This is a genomic window from Ruminococcus flavefaciens ND2009, from assembly GCF_000621785.1.
Taxonomy (GTDB): domain Bacteria; phylum Bacillota; class Clostridia; order Oscillospirales; family Ruminococcaceae; genus Ruminococcus; species Ruminococcus flavefaciens_C.
Genome location: NZ_JHXI01000007.1, coordinates 248,561 through 273,332, shown reverse-complemented (window position 1 = coordinate 273,332; position 24,772 = coordinate 248,561). Strand labels below are relative to the sequence as shown.

Annotated in this window: 16 protein-coding genes and 1 other annotated feature; of the genes, 11 read left to right on the top strand and 5 right to left on the bottom strand. The window is 52.5% G+C overall.

Translation table 11 applies throughout. The features are described from left to right. Positions 1 to 324: 324 nt before the first annotated feature. The 3 genes from T488_RS0101305 (at position 325) to T488_RS18495 (ending at position 7,247) form a co-directional block, all read left to right on the top strand. Complete coding sequence (locus T488_RS0101305; protein ID WP_028519232.1) at positions 325 to 1,461, top strand: exonuclease SbcCD subunit D; 1,137 nt, start codon at positions 325 to 327, stop codon at positions 1,459 to 1,461. Further along, the gene (locus T488_RS0101300; RefSeq protein WP_028519231.1) at positions 1,458 to 4,751 is read left to right on the top strand and encodes an AAA family ATPase; all 3,294 of its coding nucleotides are present in this window, start codon (positions 1,458 to 1,460) and stop codon (positions 4,749 to 4,751) included. Before T488_RS0101305 ends, T488_RS0101300 begins: the two co-directional genes overlap by 4 nt. A 252-nt stretch (positions 4,752 to 5,003) precedes the next feature. Further along, positions 5,004 to 7,247 carry a leucine-rich repeat domain-containing protein gene (locus T488_RS18495; RefSeq protein WP_051536114.1) on the top strand — a complete coding sequence of 748 codons (2,244 nt, stop codon included), beginning with the start codon at positions 5,004 to 5,006 and terminating at the stop codon, positions 7,245 to 7,247. Between the two features lie 76 nt (positions 7,248 to 7,323). Here T488_RS18495 and T488_RS16650 read toward each other — a convergent pair whose 3' ends face one another. Then, a complete protein-coding gene (locus T488_RS16650) occupies positions 7,324 to 8,793 on the bottom strand; it encodes a carbohydrate-binding domain-containing protein (RefSeq protein ID WP_242838276.1) in 1,470 nt (489 codons plus the stop codon). A gap of 235 nt (positions 8,794 to 9,028) precedes the next feature. Beyond that, positions 9,029 to 9,433: a binding site (T-box leader), on the top strand. Positions 9,434 to 9,502: 69 nt separating this feature from the next. Between T488_RS16650 and asnS the strand changes: the two genes are divergently transcribed. Together asnS and asnA are read left to right on the top strand one after the other, a co-directional pair. Further along, complete coding sequence (gene asnS, locus T488_RS0101270; protein WP_028519230.1) at positions 9,503 to 10,873, top strand: asparagine--tRNA ligase; 1,371 nt, start codon at positions 9,503 to 9,505, stop codon at positions 10,871 to 10,873. Between the two features lie 139 nt (positions 10,874 to 11,012). Then, a complete protein-coding gene (asnA, locus tag T488_RS0101265; RefSeq protein WP_028519229.1) occupies positions 11,013 to 12,023 on the top strand; it encodes an aspartate--ammonia ligase in 1,011 nt (336 codons plus the stop codon). A 252-nt stretch (positions 12,024 to 12,275) separates the two neighbouring features. On the opposite strand, the gene pheT is transcribed toward asnA, so the two are convergent. The 3 genes from pheT to pheS are packed head-to-tail and all read right to left on the bottom strand — an operon-like array spanning position 12,276 to position 16,317. Further along, complete coding sequence (pheT, locus tag T488_RS0101260) at positions 12,276 to 14,732, bottom strand: phenylalanine--tRNA ligase subunit beta (RefSeq protein WP_028519228.1); 2,457 nt, start codon at positions 14,730 to 14,732, stop codon at positions 12,276 to 12,278. 42 nt (positions 14,733 to 14,774) lie between these two features. Continuing rightward, entirely contained in the window at positions 14,775 to 15,287 is a 513-nt protein-coding gene (locus T488_RS0101255; RefSeq protein ID WP_028519227.1) for a hypothetical protein, read from the bottom strand. A 1-nt stretch (position 15,288) separates the two neighbouring features. After that, positions 15,289 to 16,317 (bottom strand): phenylalanine--tRNA ligase subunit alpha, encoded by a 1,029-nt coding sequence (gene pheS, locus T488_RS0101250; protein ID WP_028519226.1) that lies wholly within the window; start codon positions 16,315 to 16,317, stop codon positions 15,289 to 15,291. Positions 16,318 to 16,870: 553 nt separating this feature from the next. On the opposite strand from pheS, the gene T488_RS0101245 reads away from it, so the two are divergent. From T488_RS0101245 to T488_RS0101220, 6 genes are all read left to right on the top strand, one after another. After that, positions 16,871 to 17,392 (top strand): hypothetical protein, encoded by a 522-nt coding sequence (locus T488_RS0101245; RefSeq protein ID WP_028519225.1) that lies wholly within the window; start codon positions 16,871 to 16,873, stop codon positions 17,390 to 17,392. Positions 17,393 to 17,448: 56 nt separating this feature from the next. After that, the gene (locus T488_RS0101240; RefSeq protein WP_028519224.1) at positions 17,449 to 19,161 is read left to right on the top strand and encodes an NAD(P)H-hydrate dehydratase; all 1,713 of its coding nucleotides are present in this window, start codon (positions 17,449 to 17,451) and stop codon (positions 19,159 to 19,161) included. Between the two features lie 51 nt (positions 19,162 to 19,212). Next, on the top strand, positions 19,213 to 19,842 hold the full coding sequence (locus tag T488_RS0101235) for a hypothetical protein (protein WP_028519223.1): 630 nt from the start codon (positions 19,213 to 19,215) through the stop codon (positions 19,840 to 19,842). Between the two features lie 194 nt (positions 19,843 to 20,036). Then, on the top strand, positions 20,037 to 20,852 hold the full coding sequence (locus T488_RS0101230; protein ID WP_028519222.1) for a hypothetical protein: 816 nt from the start codon (positions 20,037 to 20,039) through the stop codon (positions 20,850 to 20,852). 47 nt (positions 20,853 to 20,899) lie between these two features. Then, on the top strand, positions 20,900 to 21,928 hold the full coding sequence (locus T488_RS0101225) for a hypothetical protein (RefSeq protein WP_028519221.1): 1,029 nt from the start codon (positions 20,900 to 20,902) through the stop codon (positions 21,926 to 21,928). Between the two features lie 18 nt (positions 21,929 to 21,946). After that, positions 21,947 to 23,518: an SEL1-like repeat protein gene (locus tag T488_RS0101220; RefSeq protein WP_028519220.1), complete on the top strand. Its 1,572-nt coding sequence runs from the start codon at positions 21,947 to 21,949 to the stop codon at positions 23,516 to 23,518. 44 nt (positions 23,519 to 23,562) lie between these two features. Here the strand turns inward: T488_RS0101220 and T488_RS0101215 are convergent, their stop codons facing one another. After that, on the bottom strand, positions 23,563 to 24,771 hold the full coding sequence (locus T488_RS0101215; RefSeq protein WP_028519219.1) for a hypothetical protein: 1,209 nt from the start codon (positions 24,769 to 24,771) through the stop codon (positions 23,563 to 23,565). Between the last annotated feature and the right edge of the window lies 1 nt (position 24,772).

The following is a 24,772-nucleotide window of genomic DNA, read 5'->3' as shown; positions in this document are numbered from 1 at the left end:
AGCAGCTCCGCCGGCTGGGTAAATGCCGTTTCAGAGCATTATCAAAGCGAAAGCACATAGTCTTTCAGGGGAATTTGCCTCAGTGCCGTCATGAGGGCGGCAGCCGTCAGGCATTATCGAAGCGGCATAAATACATAAGACATCATCGCGCGCAGACGGTCTGACCAAAGCCGTTCTGTGTCTTTGGACAATAAGTTTTTTCTCCATAATTTCCCTGTCCGCAGCACTCGGGCAGGGACTTTTTTTGTCTCGTTGACATTGCCGCGGAAAGGGGATATAATTAAGTTATACTGACGGCAGTAGTGTGTAATAAGGAGGTCAGCTATGAAATTCATACATCTCTCCGATCTTCATCTGGGAAAGCGTCTCAACGAGTTTTCGCTTATTGAGGATCAGGAATTCGTATTGCAGGAGATATACAGCATAATATCCGAGGAGAAGCCCGATTTCGTCATCATCGCAGGTGACGTCTATGACAAGGCGGTGCCCTCGGCGGAGGCGGTGAGACTCTTTGACGGTTTTCTCACAAAGGTTTCGGAGCGAACAGACCATGTTTTTGTCATTAGCGGAAACCACGATTCTGCGGAGCGCATAGCCTTCGGCTCCCATATAATGGAAAAGAGCGGCATACATATGTCGCCTGTATACGACGGGAAGATAGCTCCCACTGTGCTCACCGACAGTTATGGGGAGTTCTGTGTGTATATGCTGCCCTTCATAAAGCCCGTGACGGTCAGGAGATTTTTCCCCGATACAGCCGTGGAGTCCTACACCGATGCGGTAAATGCGGCGGTGGACGCCATGAACGCGGATTTCGACAAGAGAAACATCATCATCACTCACCAGTTCGTTACGGGAGCTATGAAAAGCGACTCAGAGGAAATATCCGTGGGGGGCAGCGACAACGTGGAAAGCTCTGCCTTTGACGGCTTCGATTATGTGGCGCTGGGACATATCCACAGTCCACAGAATGTGGGAAGTCCGCGGATACGCTACTGCGGAACTCCGCTGAAATACTCCTTTTCCGAGGCTTCACAGGAGAAGTCCGTCACTGTTGCGGAGATAAGGGAAAAGGGAACTCTTGACATCAGGACGGTTCCCATAATTCCGCGGCGCGATATGCGTATTATCCGCGGTGAATTTGACTATCTCACCTCGGCAGAGTGCAGCGGTGCGGGGGACAGGAGCGATTATATCCATGCGGTGCTCACCGACGAGGAGGAAGTCCCCGAGGCTATGGGAAGGCTCCGCAGCGTCTATCCCAACATCATGAGCCTTGAATACGACAACCGCCGCACAAGGAGCGACCACAGTGTCATGGCGGCTGCCGAGGCGGAGAGCAAGCGTCCTATCGAGCTTTTTGAGGAGTTCTACACCATGAGCAACGGCGGAGAGATGTCCGCAGAGCAGCATGAGTTCGTGCAGTCGCTCATAGAAAACATATGGGAGGGAGAAGAATGAGACCCATAAAACTTGAAATGTCGGGCTTCGGTCCCTATTCGGGAAAGACCGTGCTGGACCTTGCTTCCCTTGGAGAAAGCGGTCTGTACCTCATTACGGGAGACACGGGTGCAGGCAAGACCACTATTTTCGACGCCATAACCTACGCTCTCTACGGCAGTGCCAGCGGCGACAACCGCGCCGATGACAGCCTTCTCCGCTCAAAGTATGCCTCCCTTGATACTCCCACATATGTGGAGCTGACCTTTGAATACGGCGGAAAGCGCTATATCATCAGAAGAAATCCCTCCTACACCAGACAGGCAAAGCGCGGCAGCGGAGTGGCTACAGAGCCTGCAAACGCGGAGTTTACCTATCCCGACGGGCGGCAGCTCTCGGGAAAAAAGGACGTAGACCCTGCCGTTGCGGACATCATAGGTCTGACGGAGAAGCAGTTCAAGCAGATAGCCATGATAGCCCAGGGCGACTTCATGAAGCTCATCACCGAGGACACAGCGCAGCGCCGTGAGATACTCCGCCATATATTCAGAACGGACAACTACCGTATACTCCAGGAGAGACTGAAGTCGGAGTGCAGCAGTCTCAGGTCCCTGTGCGACAGCCGCCGCGAGGGCATCAGGCAGTACGTGGGCGGCATCGTCTGCGGCGATGAGGACGAATACGCAGAGGAGGCAGAGCGCATAAAAGCAGAGCTCCCTCCCGTGGAGTACGTTGAGGAGCTGATAAACAAGCTGCTTAGCCGTGACCGCGCCAGGGCGGAGATATGCACAAGAGAGTCCGAGGAGACTGACAGAAAGCTGGAGGAGGTCAGCGGCAGACTGACCAGGGCTGAGGAGAAGGCGAAGGCTGCTGCGGAAAAGGAAAAGACTGCAAAGGAGCTGGAGCGCACAAGACTGAACCGACAGGAGCTGGAGGTTGCCCTTGAAGCCGAAAAAGCCCGTCAGCCGCGGCTAAGGGAGCTCAGCGACGAGATAGCTCTCATAAAGGCGGAAATGCCCGAATATGCCAATATTTCAAGACTCAATGACGCCCTCCTGAGGGAGAAAAAGACGGCATTTGAGATAGCGGCTGCCCTTGAAAAGTGTGCTGCGGACAAAGCTGACTGCGAGAAAAGTCTTGCCGATATGAAGGCGGAGCTGTCACAGCTTGCGGAATGCAGCGGAAGCGCCGCGAAGCTGGAGGCTGAGCGCAGGGAGCTGGAGCGCAGAAGGACGGAGCTGGAAAAGCTGTCACAGCAGCTCACCGACTGGGAGAAGAGCGAGGAGGCTTTAAAGGCGGCTGCTGCGGAGCTCAGGGACGAGCAGACCGAACATGACAGTCTTGTCAAGAAGTCGGAGAAGACTGCCGAGGATATCAAGGCGCTGAAGCTTCGCCGTGAGGAGCTCAGCGGTGCTGAGGCGGAACGTGAAAAGCTGCTCCGTCAGGCAGAAGCGGCAGACAAGCGCATGGCTGAGCTGAAAAAGCTGTCGGCAGACTTTTCTCAGCTTGAAAAGCGGCGCAGTGCCCACAGGAAGGCGGCGGAGCGCTACAGCGAAGCCGCCGGTACAGCCGCAGCTGCGGCTGACAGGTACGAGCACAGCTACAGGCTTTTCCTGGACGATCAGGCAGGAGTGCTGGCGGCAGGTCTTACGGAGGGAAGTCCCTGTCCCGTATGCGGTTCCCGGGAGCATCCTTCTCCCGCGGTAAGAGGGGGCGAAGCTCCCTCCGAGGCGCAGCTGGATGTCATGAAAGAGGAAGCTGACAGTGCGCGCGCCGCAGCCTCGTCGCTCAGCGCCGAGGCTTCAGCCCTGAAAGCCGCTGCGGAGGAGCTGGAAAAGAATATCGGCGGCAGGCTTTCAGAGCTCTTCGGCTGCAATGCAGCCGAGGGTGCGGCGCGCTGCGGCAAGGAGCTCGAGGAGCTGGCAGTACAGAGAGGTGACATCGAAAAGCAGATCACCGAGGCGGGGGAGCGCATTGCGGATCACAGCAGAGTTTCCGCGGAGCTTTCCTCCAAGGAGAAGCAGCTCGGCGGCATAATGGAGGCAGTTGCCGAGGCTGACAGAAATATGGCGGAGCTTCGCACTGCAAGAGATACCGCAGAGGGAAGCAGCATTCAGCTCCGCAGTACTGCGGAAAGATCAGCCGCCGAGATCATAGGTGGGTGTCCCTTTGAGGAGATACGGGGCAGGATAGTAAAGGAAAATCTCAATCTGAAAGCCCGCCTTTCCGCCAATGCCGAAAATCTCCGCCGCGAGGAGCAGAGGTCTCTGCGCAGGGCTGAGCTTGAAAAGTCGGTTCCCGAGACCGAGAAGAAGCTGAAGGACATCTCCGATAAGGTCGCAAAGCTCTCTGAGGAGCGGACTGCGGCTGTTACAGGGGAAAAGGCTTTGTCTGCCAGGCTTGAGGAGCTCCGCGGAAAGCTCAGGTTTGAGAGCGGCGAAAAGGCGCAGCTCCGGTGCGAAGCTGCCGAAAAGGAAAGTGCGGAGATAAGGACTGCATATGAAACGGCAGTCAAGGCGGTTAGTGATGCCGTAAAGGTGTGCGCCGAGAAGGAGGGCAAGCTGAGACAGCTTGCGGAGCAGGTAAGTGCTCTCGGTGACCTTGATATTGCTGCGGAGACTGCGGAGAGAACCCGCCTCACAGCGGAAAAGGCTCGTATTGCACAGCAGCTCCGAAGCCTTCATACCCGAATAACGGTCAATGAGACCGCCCTTGGCAATATAAAAGACAGCTCGGCGGAGCTGGAAGGGCTGGAGCAGCGCTATAAATGGCTGAAAAACCTGTCTGACACCGCCAACGGAAAGCTGTCCGACCAGAGCAAATTCATGCTGGAGACCTATATCCAGACTGCCTATTTTGACAGGATAATCGCCCGCGCAAATCAGCGGCTGAGGGTCATGTCCGACGGGCAGTACACACTGAAACGCCGCACGGAGTACGCGGACAAGAAGTCTCAGGTGGGACTTGACCTTGACGTCACCGACCACTATAACGGCTCCGACAGAAGCGTAAAGACCCTGTCGGGCGGCGAGTCCTTCAAGGCGTCACTGGCGCTGGCACTGGGACTTTCCGATGAGATACAGTGCTCCGCTGGAGGTATACAGCTTGACACCATGTTCGTGGACGAGGGCTTCGGCTCTCTTGACGAAAACTCCATAGAGCAGGCGATAAAAGCGCTTTCGGGACTTTCCGAGGGCAGCCGTCTGGTGGGCATAATCTCCCATGTACAGGCGCTGAAGCAGCGTATCGACAAGCAGATAGTGGTCACCAAGGACAAAAACGGCGGCAGCAGCGCTCAGCTCATAGTGTGAAATTATCCGCAGTTCAGCAAGAACTGCGGATTTTTTGCTTTGTGCATTTTGTATAAACTGAGCCCATTCGGCAAGCGCAAAATCCGCATTTGCAGACCATATAAATCAGTTATCCTGTTAATTTTCACAAATTTCCCTGCCAAACGGCTCTGTTTATTGATTTTTCGTCGATGAAATGCTATAATTATATTGTTGAATTCATTTTTCTGTAAAAAACAATATCCAGATAAATACTGTTGGAGTGATAACAAAATGAAAATGACAAGGTGTCCCGAGAAGCATCTGTATGATGCGGACGAATATAAGACTTGTCCTTACTGCTCGGGGGAGCTCAAGGCGGGCTCGGAGCAGGGCAAGGCGCCGAAAAAGGGCAAGGTCGTAAAGGTCAGAGCCGTGAAGGCTCGACGCAGCTCCGATGTTGAGGAGAAAAAGTCTGTAGAGGCGCAGGCAGCTCCCAAGACTGAGGAGAAGAAGCCTGTAGAGGCGCAGGCAGCTCCCAAGGTCGAGGAGAAAAAGCCTGTAGAGGCGCAGGCAGCTCCCAAGACTGAGGAGAAGAAGCCCGTTGAGGCAAAGGCAGCTCCCAAGACTGAGGAGAAGAAGCCTGTAGAGGCAAAGGCGGCTCCCAAGACTGAGGAGAAGAAGCCTGTAGAGGCGCAGGCAGCTCCCAAGACTGAGGAGAAAAAGCCCGTTGAGGCAAAGGCAGCTCCCAAGGCTGAGGAGAAAAAGCCCGTTGAGACAAAGGCAGCTCCCAAGACTGAGGAGAAGAAGCCCGTTGAGGCAAAGGCAGCTCCCAAGACTGAGGAGAAGAAGCCTGTAGAGGCAAAGGCAGCTCCCAAGGCTGAGGAGAAAAAGCCCGTTGAGGCAAAGGCAGCTCCCAAGACTGAGGAGAAGAAGCCCGTTGAGGCGAAGGCAGCTCCCAAGGTCGAGGAGAAGATGCCTGCTGAGGCAAAGGCAGCTCCCAAGGTCGAGGAGAAAAAGCCTGTAGAGGCGAAGGCAGCTCCCAAGACTGAGGAGAAGAAGCCTGTAGAGGCAAAGGCAGCTCCCAAGACTGAGGAGAAGAAGCCTTTCGATAAAAAGGACAAAAAGCCCGTGCGCACAGACGACGGTGCCGAGCTTGCAATAGAGATCATGGAGTCTATCCCCGAGTCCGAGAAGGCAAAGTTCAAGGACGATATTAAGGAGGATATTCTCAGCAGCAAAAAGAAGATCGACACCACTCCCACTCCCGTAAAGCTCGACAAGCCTATTGATAAGAAGGACGAGAGTAAAAAGGACGGCGGGGACAAGAAGGCTGCTGAAAAGGCAAAGTCCGAAAAGGTGCGCCTTGAAGAGGAGATAGTCGTCAAGGATGCCAAGAAGGCGGAGGAGAAGAAGTCCGAGGCTGCCAAGGCTGAAAAGGCGGAGGAGAAAAAGTCTGAGACTGCCAAGGCTGAAAAGGCGGTGGAGAAGAAGTCCGAGGCTCCAAAGACTGAAAAGGCGGTGGAGAAAAAGTCTGAGACTGCCAAGGCTGAAAAGGCGGTGGAGAAAAAGTCTGAGACTGCCAAGGCTGAAAAGACCGAAAAGAACGTGGCAACGAAGTCTGAGGCTCCTAAGTCTGATGTTCCCGATAATTACGATAAGTACGGCGATCTGGTAAACGATGAGAACATCGAGATCGACGATGTGAATAACATGGCTATCGACAAGAACGGCACCCTCGTGAAGTACGTGGGTACCACAGAGTCCATAGTCATTCCCGAAAAGGTCAAGGTAATAGGCAAGTACGCATTCCGCGGCAACGAGACCGTGAAAAAGGTGGTCATTTCCGACAGCGTGCGCATTATCGACAAGTTTGCCTTCTGCCACTGCTTCAACCTTGAGGAGGTAGTTTTCTCCAAGAATCTTGAGGCTATCGGCGAGAACGCATTTCTGAAGTGCCTGCGCCTGAAGGAGGTAAACTTCCCCGAGTCCATAAGGAGGATAGGAAAGGGTGCCTTCGGACGCTGCAACAGCCTTGAGAACGTGGTCCTGCCTGCATACCTCCAGAGGATAAGCGACCTGATGTTCTTCTCCTGCAAGAAGCTGAGAAGGATAGTCATCTCGGGCTCTGTTGAGGCTATTGGCAATGCAGCCTTTTCCGAGTGCTACAGCCTTAAAAAGATAATCATCTCCAACTCTGTGGCTGTCATCGGTGAGAGCGCCTTCTCATGGTGCAGATCCCTGGAGAAGATAACTATACCCAATACTGTAAAGAGTATCGGCAACTGGGCGTTCTACGGCTGCCAGAACCTTACGGATCTGCGCATAAGCATGAACACCAAGGACATCAAGGAGGACGCGTTCTGCGGCTGCGAAATGCTCTACAATATCAGCATAAGCGAGTTTGAGGACGAGAATATCTCTCTTGACAGCATAAAGAAGGGGCATAAGCAGACCATAAGGATACTCAAGCAGGTAAACCGCAAAAAGGCTGAGCGCTATGCAAGGGAGCACGGCTTCAGCACACTGTTCATATAACTGTATAGCAACAAAAAACGGGAGCTTTTATGCTCCCGTTTTCTATATATTAAAGAAGGATATGAAATGAACTTTTTTACATTCCGCTGTCGCTGAAGCTGCGTCCGCCGCGTCCGCCGTGACCGCCGAAGCCGCCCTCGGGAGGAGTGAAGTCGCCGTCGGGAGGAGTAAAGCCGCCCTCGGGAGGAGTGAAGTCGCCCTCGGGAGGAGTGAAGTCGCCGTCGGGAGGAGTAAGTCCGCCCTCGCCGCCGAAGTCTCCGCGTCCGCCGCCGAAGCCTCCGCCGAATCCGCCGCCGTGACCGCCCATCATGGACTGGGGTGTCTCGGAGACCTCTGTGCCGTTGATGATGATAGTTCCGCCGTTGAACTCGGCTGTACGGTCATAGTCGAAGGAGGACATCTGAGCGGTGATGTCGATAGTGCCGCCGTTCACATAGATGCTGCCGTTAGCGTCAACAGCGTCGGTGTCGCCCTGCCCCATAGTGATAGTGGTATTGCCGCCGTTGAACTCCACAACGATGTCGCAGGCTGTGCTCTTGCTTGTGGCATTTATGCCGTCATCGGAGGCGTCAATGGTGATGTCGCCGCCGTTTATCTGAACGTAGGTAGCCTCAATGCCCTCGGCTGAGGAGATATTGAAGGTGCCGCCGTCTATCTGCACATAGGTGGTTCCCTGTATGCCGTCGCTTACGGAGGTTATATCGAAGCTGCCGTCAGCGATGTAGATACTGCCGAGGGTATCGTCCTCATCGTTCTCGCAGTGGAAGCCGTCCTTGTTGGTGTTGATGGTGAAGCTGCCGCCGCAGATGGCGATGGAGTCATTTGCGGTGGCAGCGTCAGCCGAAGCAGTGATATTGTAGGTGCCGCCTGTGAACTTCAGATCGTCCTTGCAGGAGATACCGTTTTCGTAAGCAGAGTATACCGACAGAGTACCTGTGCCGTTGAACACAAGGTCGTCCTTTGAGTAGATAACAGCATCGGTGTTGGTATCGCCGTCAGCTGTGAATTCCTCGCTGACTGACAGGATATTCTCGCTGTCGGTAGTAGTCACGAAGACCTTGTCCGCTGATACAACATAGATAGCGGGGAAGTCCTCGTTCTCGATCTTCACGCCGTCCAGCACCAACTGTACCTTAGCTGTATTGTCGGTGTCTACCTTTATGGTGCAGTTCTTAGCGCTGCCGCTGATGAGGTAAACGCCCTCCTCGGTGATGTCCAGGGTCTTGCCGTCGGCAGCTGTCAGGGACTTAGCCTCTGACAGGTCGGCTGTCTGTTCAAGATCGCGGTCTGTGAACATATCTGTTGTATCAATGACGCCGTCTGAGTTTGCACTGTATGAGGTCTTAGAAGCCTTTTCGGAGCTCTTTTCAGTAGTTTTCTCCTCAGTCTTTGAGGACATCTCCTCGGCTTCCCTTGTTACCTTGAAGCTGCTCTCCGAGTCGGAGCTGACGCTCTTGTTATTATCTGCACAGCTTGTGAAAGCGCTGAGTGCCATTGTGAGCACTGCCAGACCTGCTATTGTTCTTTTCCAAGTGTTTTTCATCATAATTACGCACCCTTTCGTTTTTGTTTTGGGAGTGTTTTGTTTCTATGGTTATAATATACACCCCTTTTTTGTAAAACAGCGTATTGGGATGTGAAATTGTTTGGAAAGAATTGTGTTGGCGGACACAGAAATGTGGACAGTTCGGCATGATAAATGAAAGCCCTGTGAAAAAACGTGAAATTTTCCTCACCCAACCACTTGACATTCCCCCACAAAAGTGTTATAATACAGACAACTAAATGCGAGGACGGAGACAAGTAGCGCAGAATATCGTTCCCAGAGAGTGCGGGCAAGGTGAGAGCCGCATATCAGAGTCTGTGTGAATAACACTCCCGAGCATCAAACCCAAAGGGTGCTGAGTTCAGCGGCTTGCCGGAAGGCGGCGTCAGGGGCTGTTTGTGAAAACAGTTCAGGAGGACAGCGCAGTTCAGGAGGACAGCGCAGTTCAGGCGGACAGCGTGGCTGTGACAGGGACGGCAGGTTCCTGACGGGGCGGCGCGTTTGTGATAAGCGCTGTGAGTTCCTGTTTTTCAATGCACTTCGAGTAGGGGCGACGTATTCCGCACGTTACAGCGGCTCAAAAGTGATCGCTTTTGCGGTAATTCAGGTGGCACCACGGGTATTATGCCCCGTCCTGTAGTTTCAGGACGGGGCTTTTTGTATTTTTGCTCGTCCTGCATGATACATTATTATGAAAGGTATGGTCATTATGAAACACATCGACGTCAAGGAGATAATCTCCGCAAAGGAATATGTAGGCAAGCAGGTAACAGTATGCGGCTGGGTACGTACCTCACGCAATTCAAAGAGCGTAGCATTCGTAGAGCTCAACGACGGTACATCACTGAAAAATGTACAGGTAGTCGTTGAAAAGGGCGAGGGCGACTACAAGGAGCCCAGAGTCGGCATGGCTCTCAAGGTAACAGGTACAGTCGTAGAGGGCAGAAACAACACAGTTGAGATAAACGCAGTTCCCGAGGGCATAACCGTTCTGGGCGACGCTCCCACAGACTATCCTCTCCAGAAGAAGGGACACACTCTTGAGTTCCTCCGTACTATCCCTCACCTCAGAGGCAGAACGAACACCTTCAACGCTGTATGGCGTGTACGTTCCGTACTTGCAGCTGCTATCCACGAATACTTTCAGAGCAACAACTATATATATGTAAACACTCCCCTTATCACAGGCAGCGACTGTGAGGGCGCAGGCGAGATGTTCCAGGTAACAACTATCGGCTACAGCAACGATTACAAGAGCGAGGAAGAATACTACGCAAACGATTTCTTCGGCAAGCGCGCAGGTCTCTCCGTATCCGGACAGCTTGAGGGCGAAATGGCTGCAACAGCAATGGGCAAGATCTACACATTCGGTCCCTCGTTCCGTGCAGAGAACTCAAACACTCCCAAGCACCTTGCCGAGTTCTGGCACGTTGAGCCCGAGATAGCTTTTGCAGAGCTTGATGACGTTATCGAGATCGCTGAGGATATGCTCAAGCACGTTATCCGCACTCTCCTTGACAAGTGCCCCGACGAGATCGCATTCTTCGACGCTCATTTTGAAAAGGGACTCCGCGCAAGACTTGAGGAGCTCATCTCCCACGACTTCGGCAGAGTTACCTACACAGAGGCTATCGAGCTTCTGAAGAATTCGGGCGAGAACTTCGTATACCCCGTAGAGTGGGGCTGCGACCTCCAGACCGAGCATGAGAGATACCTCTCCGAGAAGGTGTTCAAGAAGGCTGTATTCGTAACAGACTATCCCAAGGAGATAAAGTCCTTCTACATGAAGCTCAATCCCGACGGCAAGACAGTTGCTGCGGTAGACCTTCTTGTACCCGGTGTGGGCGAGATCATCGGCGGCAGCGAGCGTGAGGCTGACTACGACAAGCTCATCGAGGCAATGAACAAGAGAAACATGAACCTTGACCTGTACAGCGACTATCTCGACCTCCGCAAGTTTGGTACAGTTCCTCACGGCGGCTTCGGTCTGGGCTTCGAGAGACTCATCATGTACACAACAGGCATGGCAAATATCCGCGACGTTATCCTCTTCCCCAGAACAGTAGGCTCTATAAGATAATCAAGCGGCTTCGCTGTTAAATTACCAAGCCTTTAGCCTTTGGCTAACAGCTTATGGCTAATGGCTTTACAAGTACAGCACGGCAGTCGTCAATGGCGCCGATTGCCGTTAAAATATCAAGTAAAGGAAAGTGATTACTATGTCAAGATCGCTGTATATTCCCAAGGGCTATAAATCAGCCCTTACGCTGAGAGAAACTCAGCACGCAATCAAGTACATCAAGGACATCTTCCAGCAGGCGCTTGCATTTGCCCTGACTCTGGACAGAGTATCGGCTCCCCTTATTGTTAAAAAGGGAAGCGGTATCAACGACGACTTAAACGGCGTTGAGCGCAAGGTGGACTTTGACATCAAGGAGATCGACGCAGAGGCAGAGGTAGTTCAGTCTCTTGCCAAGTGGAAGCGAATGGCTCTCTACCGCTACGGATACAATGCAGGCGAAGGCATCTACACCGATATGAACGCTATCCGCCGCGACGATGATACAGACAATACCCACTCAATTTTCGTTGACCAGTGGGACTGGGAAAAGGTAATAACTGCCGACCAGAGAAACATACAGTTCCTCAAGGACACTGTAAAGTCCGTTGTAAAGGCAATAGCCTACACCAAGCGCAAGGTGAGCCTCCGCTATCCCCAGATAGCAGGAAAGATCTGCGAGGAGCCCTACTTCATCACCACCCAGGAGCTTGAGGACAGATACCCCGACAAGACAGGCCATGAGCGTGAGCGCCTTATCACCAAGGAGCACGGCACTGTTTTCCTCATGGGTATCGGCGGAAAGCTGTCCAGCGGCGAGAAGCACGACGGCAGAGCTCCCGACTACGATGACTGGTCGCTTAACGGCGATATATTGTTCTGGGACGAGGTACTGAACGATTCTCTGGAGATCTCCTCCATGGGTATCCGCGTTGACGCAGAGGCGCTGAAAAAGCAGCTTGCCGAGTGCGGAGCAGAGGACAGGATGCAGTACAAGTATCACCAGATGATAGCTGACGGAACACTTCCCCTGACTATCGGTGGCGGTATCGGACAGTCCAGACTGTGTATGCTCCTTCTTGAAAAGGCGCATATCGGCGAGGTACAGTCCTCCATCTGGTCTGACGAGATGATAGAGAAGTGCGCCGCAAACGGCATAACACTGCTCTGATAGTATAAATCATAATTTTGCGGAGCAAAATTATGATTTGAGTTTAGAGTTGAGAGTTTAGAGTTGAAAGTTGTGGAGTCGCCTGCGGCGACAATATTTAAATATTGTGAGCGCAGCGAACACATTAACTCTCAACTCTCAACTTTCAACTATCAACTTAGCGCATACGCGCTAAATTTTGATTTACATAAACAGAAAGCCCGAAAGAATTACTCTTTCGGGCTTGTTTGTTATATTCACTTATCAGGAAGCTTAGCCTCTTAATTCTGCTCCGATAGCACTGAGAGCCTTCAGGACGCGCTTCATAGCGCCGTCTGCCTGCTCGTCTGTGAGAGTACCCTCATGTGAGCGCATGGAGATCGAGTAAGCGATGCTCTTCTTGCCGTTCTTCTTCATGTCGTCGCTGCGGTAAACATCGAAGAGCGATACCTTTTCGAGTATCTTGCCCACAGCACCCTTGATAGCCTTTTCAAGCTCTGCAACAGGCATATCCTCGTCCACAAGGAGGCTGAGGTCACGGGTAGTTGCAGGGAACTTGGGCAGAGGCTGATAGGTTATCTTGTCTGCGGCAGCTTCCATGAGCTCGGGGATATTGAGCTTTGCAACATAGGTCTTTACGCCTATCTCATATGTCTCCTGTACCTCGGGGTGTACCTCGCCCATGATTCCCAGGTGCTTGCCGTCCTTGATGATGACAGCGCTTCTGCCGGGGTGGAGAGCGTACTTCTCGTCGAATACATCGCAGTCGCCTGCGCGGAGGTACTCAACGTCCTCTATTTTCAGCTCTGCAAGTATCTGCTCAACCATGCCCTTGAGGGTGTAGAAGTCAGCGTCGCCGCCGTACATACCGATAGTAAGTCTCTGGGGCTCATCGGGGAGAGAGTACTTGTACATATGCTTCTGCTTGCCGCTGTTTGCAAGGGTATCGCCGTTGATGAAGGGCTTCTCCTCCTGTGCGGGCAGGTACTCCTTAGCTATCTCATAGAGACAAGCCTTGTCGTTGCGGTTGTTGTAGTTGAAGGAAAGAACGTCCAGCATTGAGGGGATAGTAGATGTTCTCATAACGCTGGTGTCCTCGCCGAGAGGATTTACAATCCTTACTACCTTGCGGAGCCTGCTGTCCTCGGGAAGGCGTATCTTGTCGAAGTACTTAGGTGATACGAAGGAGTAGGTAGCTATCTCGTAGCCGCCCAGTGCTGAGACTGCATTTCTCAGTGTGCGCACGAATTTCTGCTCCTCGGTGAACTCTGCTCTTGCAACGCCGCGGAAGTCTGTTGAGGGAATGTTGTTGTAGCCGTAGATACGTGCAACTTCCTCTGCGATGTCAGCCTTGCAGCCGATGTCTATACGGAATGAAGGAGCTATGACCTTGCCGTTCTCCACCTTGAATTCAAGGCGCTCAAGGTACTTTATCATGTCAGCCTCGGATATATCAGTGCCCAGGAAATTGTTTATCCAGTCTGCGCTGAACTCAACTGATGCGGGAGTCTTGTCTGTGTAGTCGCAGTCGATAACGGTGTTGAGGACCTCGCCTGCGCCCAGCTCCTCTACCAGCTCAAAGGCGCGCTTTAAGCAGGTCATGGAGATGAGCCTGTCAACGCCCTTTTCATAGCGTGAGGAAGCGTCTGACTTCAGCTTGAGAGCCTTTGAGGTACGTCTTACCTGAGTGGGCTCGAAGTAAGCTGACTCGAATACAACAGTTGTAGTATCGTCCATGATACCGCTGTATTCGCCGCCCATGATACCTGCAACGGCAACGGGCTTCTTCTCGTCAGCGATTACCAGCATATCCTCTGTGAGTTCGCGCTCAACGCCGTCGAGAGTCATTATCTTCTCGCCGTTCTTGGCGTTGCGGACGTTGATGTGTGAGCCCTCAACGTAGCGGAGGTCGAATGCGTGCATAGGCTGACCGTATTCAAGCATAACGTAGTTTGTGATGTCAACGAAGTTGTTGATGGGACGAACGCCGCTTGCACGGAGACGCTCTCTCATCCATCTGGGTGAGGGACCTATCTTGACGTTCTTTACGATACCTGCGCAGTATCTCTGGCACTTTTCTGTGTTGTGTATATCCACCTTCAGCATGGAGTTGATGTCGCCGTCAACGCCCTTGAACTGGGGAGCCTTTACATTGAGCTCTGTGCCGTAGGTAGCGGCAGTCTCTCTTGCAAGACCGATAACGCTGAGACAGTCGGGGCGGTTTGAGGTTATCTCGAACTCAACCGAGGTATCGTCCAGACCGATAGCTGTGTGGATATCCTCGCCCGGCTTGCAGTCCTCCTCGATGACGAAAACGCCCTCGGGGTCTGCATAGGGGAAGTCATGAGCGGTGAGACCGAGAGTATCAAGGCCGCAGAACATACCGAAGCTTTCAACTCCGCGCATCTTGCACTTCTTTATCTTGCCCTCGGGGAGCACAGCTCCGTCAAGAGCAACGGGGACCAGGTCGCCCTCCTTGACGTTCTTGGCGTTGGTAACAATCTGTATGGGAGCCTCTGCGCCGATGTCCACCTGACAAACGAACAGGGCGTCAGCATTCTCGTGAGGTCCCTTTGAGAGTATCTTTCCAACTACCACATTGGAGATATTGCTTCCCTCTTTTTCATAGCATTCTACCTTTGAGCCGCTCATTGTGAGGGCATGGCAGAAATCCTTTATAGGCATATCGGCTTTAACATAATCGCCGAGCCATTTCATTGATAAATTCATATCATCGATTTCCTTTCGTATATTTTACTCCGTGACGCAGTATCAGCGTCCTCTGTAGCGCTCCTTTACTTCTGAAAGGAACTGCTCCATTTCGATGTGGAGACTGTCGCGCTCAAATTTATCAGACATTATCACATAGGCGTGATTGCCGTTTACATGGGTAAAGTCTATATTATAGTTGAAGCCTGCTGTTCTTCTCTGACCTGTGTAGTCCCTCATGGACATTATATCGTTGGTTCTCCACACAGCGCCGTTATTCATGAACAGCGTGTATTCCTCATTGGCATAAACGGCGCCCTCGTATCTTATAGGGCAGCTGTTCTTCCATGCAGTGAGCTCGCTTTTATTTTTAAGTCCCAGCTTTTTGCACATGGAGGAGCTTCCTGTCACCAGCTTTACAGCATAGAATGCTGCAACGGCTGCGGCGAATATACATAATATGATGATAAATGCGGCAGGCTTTTCTATGTTTTCATTATGCCACATCATTTTTATCACACCGCCGACTGTCAGGAGGATCAATATGGAATACTGACCTATCTGCTTCTTGTCCATATCAGAACTGGCTGAGGAACCTCACGTCGTTCTCGTAGAGGAGACGGAGATCGTTGATGTCATAGCGTCCCATTACCATTCTCTCAAGACCGAGACCGAAGGCAAAGCCCGAATACTCCTCGGGGTCTATGCCGCAGTTCTCCAGCACCTTGGGGTGTACCATGCCTGCGCCGAGGAGCTCGATATAGCCCTCGTCCTTACACATGGAGCAGCCCTTTCCACCGCAGTTGAAGCAACTGATGTCTACCTCACAGCTGGGCTCGGTGAAGGGGAAGTGGTGGGGGCGGAAACGAAGCTTGCAGTCATTGCCGTAGAGCTTCTTCATGAGCATTTCAAGAGTGCCCTTCAGATCGCTCATTGTGATGCCCTTGTCAACTACGAGGCCCTCGATCTGGTGGAACAGGGGTGAGTGAGTAGCGTCAACGGCGTCGGAACGAAAAACTCGTCCGGGAGAGATGATACGGATAGGGGGCTTCTGGTTCTCCATAACGTGTACCTGAACGGAAGATGTCTGGGTACGGAGGAGTACAGACTCGTCTGTGCCCTCGATGTAGAAGGTATCCTGAGTATCTCTTGCAGGGTGATCGGGGGGCAGGTTCAGAGCCTCGAAAACGTGATAATCGTCGTCGATCTCGGGACCGTCAGCGATATTGAAGCCCATTCCGATGAAGATCTCTCTGATCTCGTTCTCCACCTTTGTAAGGGGGTGGAGCTTTCCGAAGGGAGCCTGCTTGCCGGGGAGAGTGATGTCGATCTTCTCCTCAGCCAGCTTTGCAGCCTGTGCGTCTGCTTTCAGTGAAGCGAGCTTGCTGCCGAGGGCTTCTTCAATATCGGCTCTTACCTTATTGGCAAGCTGACCGATAACGGGTCTTTCTTCTGCCGAGAGCTTACCCATCTGCTTAAGGATAGCGGTGAGCTCGCCCTTCTTTCCGAGGAATTTGATCCTCAGGTCGTCCAGCGCCTTGATCTCTGTACAGGAAGCGAGTTCCTGCTTAGCCAGCGCTTCGATCTTTTCAAGCTGTTCTTTCATTCTTTTCACCTCAAAATAGTGTAGGGGACGGCGTCCTCGACGTCCCGACTGTATTATGTTTTTTTGCCCTTGGGCAATGGGCTGTCGAGGACGCCAGCCCCTACAAATGATTTATGTGTCGTGACTAAATAAAAAAGCCCTGTCCAACAGGACAAGACTGCTCTTGCTTTTATACCACCCATTGTCAGGAGAGCCGACACTCTCTTGCCTTTAACGCAGACCTACGTCGTCAGCCTACAACGCCATGCAAAGTACAGGCGCTTCCGCTCCGCCCCTCGTGAGTGAACTTCGGGATGTATCATTACAGGGCGCTTGCACCTATCCGCCCCTCTCTGAAGAAACTCCGCATCCTTACTCTCTCAGTCATCGGGTTATAAACCTATTATATACGCCAAAAACGAAAAAATCAAGCCTTTTTCGGAAAAAATTTTCAAGTCCTTCGCTCTGTTGTGAAATAATACTACAGAAATTAATTTTTTGCCGTGATTTATTGCAATCTGACGAAAATTGTGTTATTATATATGTATCTGATTAAAGAAACGGAGAAAATACAATGGATAATTTTGCAGAACAGCTTGTAAAGAAGAACGAGACCTCGGGTGACAAGACCAGAAGGGTCCTCATGGTCATAGTGGGCATACTCTTTGCCCTTGCCCTTGCAGCTCTGGCAGTGCTCCAGCTCAGGACGCCCCTTATCGCGCTTCTCGGCTTTGCACTTGCAGTCGCCGCAGGCTACGGTACCTTCCACATTGTCCAGAACACCTTTGTGGAGTACGAATACACCTTCACCAACGGCGACCTGGACGTGGACAAGATAATCGCCAAGAAGAAGCGCCGCGAGATGGTATCCACCAACGCCAGGGAGTTCACCGCCTTCGGAAAGTACGAGGACGGCATGGAGGAGACCGAGGATATGACCGTTATCCTTGCCACCGACAATATAGCTTCACATGAATACTACGCAGACTTCAACCACGAGACCATGGGAAGCGCAAGACTTATCTTCGCTCCCGATGAGCGTATGCTTGAGAATATACAGAAATTCCTTCCCGCAAAGCTGAGACACAAGTCGTAAACAGCCCTGTCAGCGGGAGGACTTTGCCACGTATCAAACCGTAAGGAGGTATATATATGCAGATAGTTACACCAAAGCAGATGGGAAAGCTGGAGGATATTTCCGAGAAGCTGGGAGTATCAAAGAGGCAGCTCATGGAAAACGCAGGCAGGAAGCTTGCGGAGCTTATAGACGGCTACTGCCGCAATGAAGCGAAGCTCCGCCCCGAGGACTCCTCGGTGGTCTTTCTTGCAGGTACGGGCAACAACGGCGGCGACTGCTATGCGGCGGCGGATATACTGCTCTATAAGGGTTACAGGATAACCGTTATCCACATAGGCGGACTCCCCAAAACTCTCCTTGCACAGGAGATGCTCAGCATTCTTCCCCGTGACAGGATAACCTTCATCGAGGGCTTCCGCAGCGGCAATGTTGAAGCGGCTATCGAGGCTGCGGAGCTGGATTACATGACCATACAGCCCAGAAGCACAGACGCTGCCGACGAGGAGCACGGCAGAAATCCCCTTGATGACCTGCTCCACGCAGAGAAGAAGCGCATGGGTCTCATAAAGGGCGCTGTTGTAGGCGCACAGGTGCTGGTGGACGGCGTTTTCGGAACGGGCTTCCACGGCGAGCTGGACAAGGACACCATGGGCATATTCAGCATAGGCTCGGGAGCTTACCGTATCGCAGTTGATATACCCAGCGGCGGAAACAGCTCCTCGGGAACGGTCTCCGCAGGCATATTCAAGGCTGATGAGACTCTCACCTTCGGCTATTTAAAGACAGGTATGTCGCAGTTCCCTCTGAAGAAATACTGCGGAAAGATAACCGTCGCAGATATAGGAATACCAAAGGCAGCTCTGAAGCAGCTTCTTGAAGACGGCGAGCGGGATTACCACCGCATAGAGCGCAATTTCCTTGCGGCTTATCCCCCCAAGCGCGAGAGGGACTCCCACAAGGGCGACTTCGGTACAGTCCTGGTCATCGCAGGCAGCTCTTCCATGAGAGGTGCAGCTGCATTCGCTGCTCTGGGCGCTCTCCGCAGCGGCGCGGGACTTGTCCGCCTTGCCTCGGTGGAAAAGAGCATAGATACTGTTGCTATCCACGCTCCCGAGGCTACCTTCATAGAGCTTGACAGCGACGATTACGGCTATATGCTCTACGACAGCAGCCGCGAGCCCATTGCAGCTGCCATGGAAAAGGCTGACGCGGTGGTCATAGGCTGCGGAATGGGAGTTACTCCCGACACCATTGAGCTCACCAAGTTCGTCGCCGAAACTGCAAAATGCCCCGTTATTATCGACGCAGATGGTATAAACTGCATATCAAAGGACATAGATATTTTAATGAAGAAGAATTCGGACATCATCATCACTCCCCATATGGGTGAAATGGCGCGGCTACTACGCTGCGATGTGAGCATGATAGCCGAAAACAGGCTTATCGCCGCCGAGAAGTACGCTGAGAAGTACGACATTACCGTGGTACTCAAGGGCGCAGGCACTGTCATAGCCTCAGGCAGGTCCACTGCCGTGAACCATACAGGCAACGCAGGCATGAGCGTGGGGGGAAGCGGCGACGTACTCGCAGGTATGATAGGAGCTGCTGTGGCTCAGGGCTGCGGTATCTTCGACGGAGCCTGCGCAGGTGTGTATATGCACGGTCTTGCAGGCGATATGGCTGCAAGGAAGCTGGGCATGGAGGCAATGCTGCCGAGAGATATAATCTCTGCCCTGCCCGAAGCCTTCAGGCTGTTAAAGGAAAAGAAGCAGAATATGACCGTATGAGCAGGTCGGATGTGAAAATTTACTTTCATTACTATGATCGGAGCTGGTAACATGAAAAGGATCTTCACATTCATTATCACTTTTGCAGCCGCTGTTTGTCTTACAGCCTGCGCTGTCACAAAGGGGGGCAGTATCTCGCGGAAGAACTGCCTCGGACTCCCGTTCTCCGCACAGGTCAGCATCACCATAGACCGCCTTGAAGCGGAGGGACAGCTGGTCCGCTACGGAGAGGGCGTGTGGGAGATAGAGTTCTCCGAGCCCAACACCCTCAGCGGTGTAAAGTTGGAATTCAGCGAGGGGAATGTCATGGCGTCATATAAGGGGCTCAGCTTTTCTGTGCCTCAGTCTGCCGTGCCCGTAAAGGCGATGATGCTGAATCTTATGTCCGCCGTGGACAGCAGTGCAGCCGCCGAAGAGCTCAGCGGCGAGGAAAAGGACGGCGATCTCGCTATCAGCGGCAGTCTTGACGGCGGGGACTACACCCTCACCGTGGATAAGGACGGAATGCTCAGCAGCTTTGAGATGCCCAACAACAAGCTTACGATCAGGTTCACAGAGGTAAAGACTGCGGAGATCTCCCTTGAGCAGGGGAGCACGGAGACTGTACCGGAAGCTTCCTCCGAAGCCGTGACCACAGAAGCCGCCGCAGCAGAAGCGACGGAAACAGCTGTACAGGAATAATAACGCAGAACAGCAAAACCAAATCGGATACGGATCCCGGTACATTTGTATCGGGATCTTTTTATTGTTGATCGGATGTCGTCCTTGTTCTCCGGCTCTGTTTTTCGGCTTTTTTGACAAAAGGACAAGTTTTGTATTGACGGGAACGGGTTTTGGAGCTATAATATTAATATCTTTACTGTAAGGAGATAAATATGAAACTCACAAAACGCGCATGGGCAGTTATTCTTGCTGCCGTGCTCTCCTCCGCGTTATGGAGCTGCGAAAACAAGAAAAGCTCACAAAGCGGAGCATCAGAGGCAAGCACCTCTGCAATAACAGAGACAACTTCGGAAGCTGTCACCACCTCTCGGGAGGAAACGAAAGCAGGCACCACTACAGCTGCATCGGCAGAGACCACGGCTGAGTCAACCACCACAGCTGCCGGGACTACCACTACAGCCGCGGAGACCACTGCTCCTGCCACTGCGGAAACGACACAGGCTCCCACAAAGGCAGTGAAAAAAGGCTTCGACAGCAGCTTTGAGGCAGCAAAGGCTTACTATAACGCCTATCTTACCAAAAATGCCGACGCTGTATACGATATGCTCTGCGAGGAGGAGATAGAAGCCTATCACTCATATCTCCGATCAACAGACCTGCTGGAGGGCAAGAACCCTCAGGTGGTTTTCAAGCGCTCTAATGTTATAAGTGCCATAGATAAGTCCATACAGGCTATCCACGATATAATGAAGGAAAAATCCGACGTCCCCCCCGAGAAGTGGACCGTTTCCCTTACGGAGGACCTTCTGAGGACAACAGGCGAGAACGAGCTTGCCGACTTCAACAAGACGCTGAATACAGAGTTTGATTCCGCTGCCGACTGCGGATATGTTTACTATAAGGACGGCAACGACGATCACTCCTTCATCGGGAACGGCTGCGCCTTCGTGGAGCTGGACGGACGCTGGTATCTCTCGTATACCACCATAATGAACGCAGAGCTCATTACATATCTTGATATATTCTGATACACAGGGGCGGTCTTCCGCCCTTTTCTTCTAAAGGAGGAAGCGATATGAAAGTGTTCCTTTTTCTCACAGGCTGCATGATAGCTATCCAGCTCACATCTCTTTTAAAGCTTATATTTTTCATTATATTTGCTCCCTTTGCGGGAATGACAGTCAGCAGGGTCTCCTTCCTCGCATTCTCACTGTCTAAACAGGACGGCAGATGGGGCTTTACCTCAACCGAGTTCACACCCATCATACAGTCCCTGGTCACTTACAGAAGAGATCTCCCTGCGGAGAAGTGCAGCGAGAAAAAAAGCAATATCATGACCATGGCAGTTCACATCACAGTTCTTGTCATATCAGCGGCAGCGGCTGTTCTGATAATGCTGAAGTTCCACAGCTATGACGGACCGCTGAAATGGCTCATGTACGGTATCGGCTTCGGAATGGTATTCATGTCGCTACAGAGTATTGTGATATTCATCTACACTATGATGAGTATAATGAACCGCCTTGGCGGCTACATGAGCGCTAACATGAAGCGCATAAGAAACGGCGAGAGCCTTGGTTCACTGGACCTCAGACCCGTGGAGCAGCTGGGCTTCAAGAAGGTGACCGACGCTGAGAGGATCTTTTATTACGGGCTCTATTCTGAGTACCTCACGTTCATCGGTGATTATGACGGTCTGCGGGCTCCTTCACATGAGATAATGAACCTCATCATCGGCAGACAGTTCATCAGCCAGGAGACTCTCACATATTACTGCCTCCTGTTCTTCTTCTCCGAGATAGAACCAAACAGGCAGTTCGCGGATATGCTCTTCAACAGGATAAAGGGCACTATCATCAACGATACCGACCCAAACGGAAAAAGAGTCATGGCGTATTATGCCTTCAATATCTATAATGATATTGCAGGAGCAGAGCGCTTCCTCAGCGAGGCCTATGCCGCTCTGGGCAAGTGGACGGGCATTCTCGCCTCTGAGGCAGAGCTGGAAAAGAAGCTCCTTGACATACTCAGCGACCGCATTGCACAGGCAAAAGCAGCTCCTCAGCCGCAGCCTGCCATGAACTATGATAACAGAATAATGTAAACTCATACGGAGGGATATATGGACAACAAGCTCCTTGCCGAGACCACAGACGCCGTAAAGCAGGTCATCGACCGCTTCGGCATCGATATTCTTGCGGACCACAAGAGGTTCTGCTCGGCATTTTCGGACTTTGCTCCCAGACTGAGCAAGGAGAACAAGGCGTTCTTCGTGGCACTCAGCGAAAACGTGGGAACTATATTCATAAAGGAAAACAGCGCCGTCACAGGGGGCGGAAAGCCGCCCGAGCCCATAGTGACGAGAGCAATGTCGGATATAACCGAATACCTCAACGACGAAAAGGCGGAGCTGGTGGTGCGCAGTATCGCCGGTGCCCTGGGCTGGCAGATGACCTCCGCACAGCCTCTTGAGACCGTTCAGTCGCCGCAGCAGGTGTTTATGGCGTCCTCGTCCCTTATCGAGGACCTTTTCCGCCGCGCTCAGAACGGCGATAACGATGCAGGCTTCAACCTGGGCGAGCGCTTCTTCTACGGAAAGGGCGTAAAGCAGGACTACGCCAAGGCTGTCAAGTGGTACACCATTGCGGCGGACCGCGGCGATTGCAGCTCTCAGAAAAAGCTGGCGGACTGCTACTACCTGGGACAGGGCGCAGAGCGCAACATAGCCAAGGCGGCTTACCGCTACGAGCAGGCTGCCGAGCAGGGCGACTATGACTCGCAGAAGGCACTGATACGCTGCTATCTCCAGGGCGGAAGCGGATTTCCGCCCGACAGCAGAAGGGCGGAGTACTACTCAAAGCGCTACGGCGTTTACGCCGACGACGATACTGTCGAGGGCATAACCAAGCGTGCGCAGCTGGGTGACCCCAATGCACAGTTCAGACTGGGCTGTATGCTCCTGAGCGGAACAGGCGCGGAGCATGACCCGCCAAAGGGAATATACTGGCTCAAGCAGGCTGCCGACAACGGTCATGCCGCCGCACTTTTCGACCTGGGCTGCTGTTACTACTCGGGGAACGGTGTTCCCGAGGACAAGGTGACGGCGGTGCTGATGTTCCGCAAGGCTGCCGAAAAGGGCGACCTTGACGCACTCAATAACCTGGGAAGCTGCTGCCTTCAGGGAGAGGGCACTGACCGCGACCCAAGAGAGGCTGCGGAAAACTTCCGTAAGGCTGCGGAGCTTGGTCACGCAAAGGCTCAGTACAACTACGGCGACTGCTGCTACAAGGGCACGGGCGTTCCCAGAAACGCCGCCGAGGCGCTCAGGTGGTACCGTGAAGCCGCCTCACAGGGCAATGCAGACGGTCAGTACTCCTGCGGCTGGTGTCTTGAACACGGCGAGGGTACTTCCAAAGACCCCATAGCCGCCAAGGAGATGTATGAGCTTGCGGCTGCACAGCGTCACCCTGCGGCACAGAAGGCACTGGGCTGCTGCTATGCAAACGGCACAGGCACCGCTAAGAACTTCGCAAACGCCGCGGACTGCTTCCAGAAGGCAGCGGCAGGCGGAGACAAAGAGGCTGCGGAGCTCCTTGCTGCCTGCTATAAATATGGCGGCGAGTATCTTGCTCCCAACGATGCAAGAGCCCATTACTACGCCGACCAGTACGGTCTGGACTACGATGAGATATGAAAAAAGGCTTCCCTTATGGGAAGCCTTTTCGTTTGTCCGACCTGTCAATCCAAAGCTGTGAACCGGAAATCAACGATATTATAACTGTCAATTATCTTGTTTGCCTCATCATTGGATATTCTTGCCTCATTGCTCGTATCGTACTCCTTTGTGGCAGAATAGTATGTGAGCGGTTCATTGTTATCGTCGAGACCGTCTGTTACCACGCCCTCAACATATCTGAGCTTGTCATATGCTAACCTGTAGAAGTAATTTACGCTGTGGGAAGCTCCGCCTGAGCCGGCATTCATGATAAATGAGCCGTGCTGCATTCCGTTCATGGGTCTGTCAGCAGTTGGATTTGTGCAGATATAGTATCTGTCCCTGAGGGCGCCGGAAACTATGCATTTTACCTCACCATTGCTGTCTGCTCCAAAGATATTGTAGATAACACTGTCAAAGTATTTGTTCTCTTCGCCATAGTCATAATTCACTCCGAGGAGGAGCTCATTAACACCGTCCTCATCGATATCATAGAATGCGTATCCGATATGTGCAGGATCTTCATGAGAAGCTGAAATGAACTCTCTTGACAGGTCAGAATCGTACTTGGCATCTGTCATATCTCCGCCCTTTATCATGGTGCAGCACTCGTCGATTATCCTTGCATACTCCCTGTATACCTTCTCTGCCTCCTCGCCGAACTGCGAATACTGCCTTATCTCAGCCAGCACCTTCTCCTCGGTCTTTGTATATGAGCTCTGAGGAGCTGTGGTAACGGCGGGCTTTTCGTTTTCTTTCTCGGTGACTGCGGCAGTTGTGGTAGTCGTTGTCGAGCTGTCGGGAGCTGTCGCTGCCGAGCCGCTTGCAGCCGCAGATGTAACGGTGACAACGCTGCCGTTCTTTCCTGTGACCGTAGTCACGGGAGCTGTTGCTACTGCCTCGGTGGTTGGAACAGATGTGGTGGTAGTAGCTGTCAGTACATCATCGGGAGTTTTGGGTCCCTTGTTTCTTCTGAGGTATGCTCCGCCGCCTATAGCGCCCAGCATTACCATTATTGCCGCAGCCATACTTATTATTCTTGTCATGTTTATCTTCCTTTCATACTTTTCAACGCCCTCTGCAACGTCAGTATAATCGTTATGGTCAGCTGTTTCTTTTTTCTGTACCCTTGCATAGACCGCTTCCTTCCTTGCCTGCTCCTCCAGGAGCCTTTCAACGGAAGCCTTGTCTGCTTTTTTCAGGGTCTCTATTATCTTCTTTTTGCTGTTCATA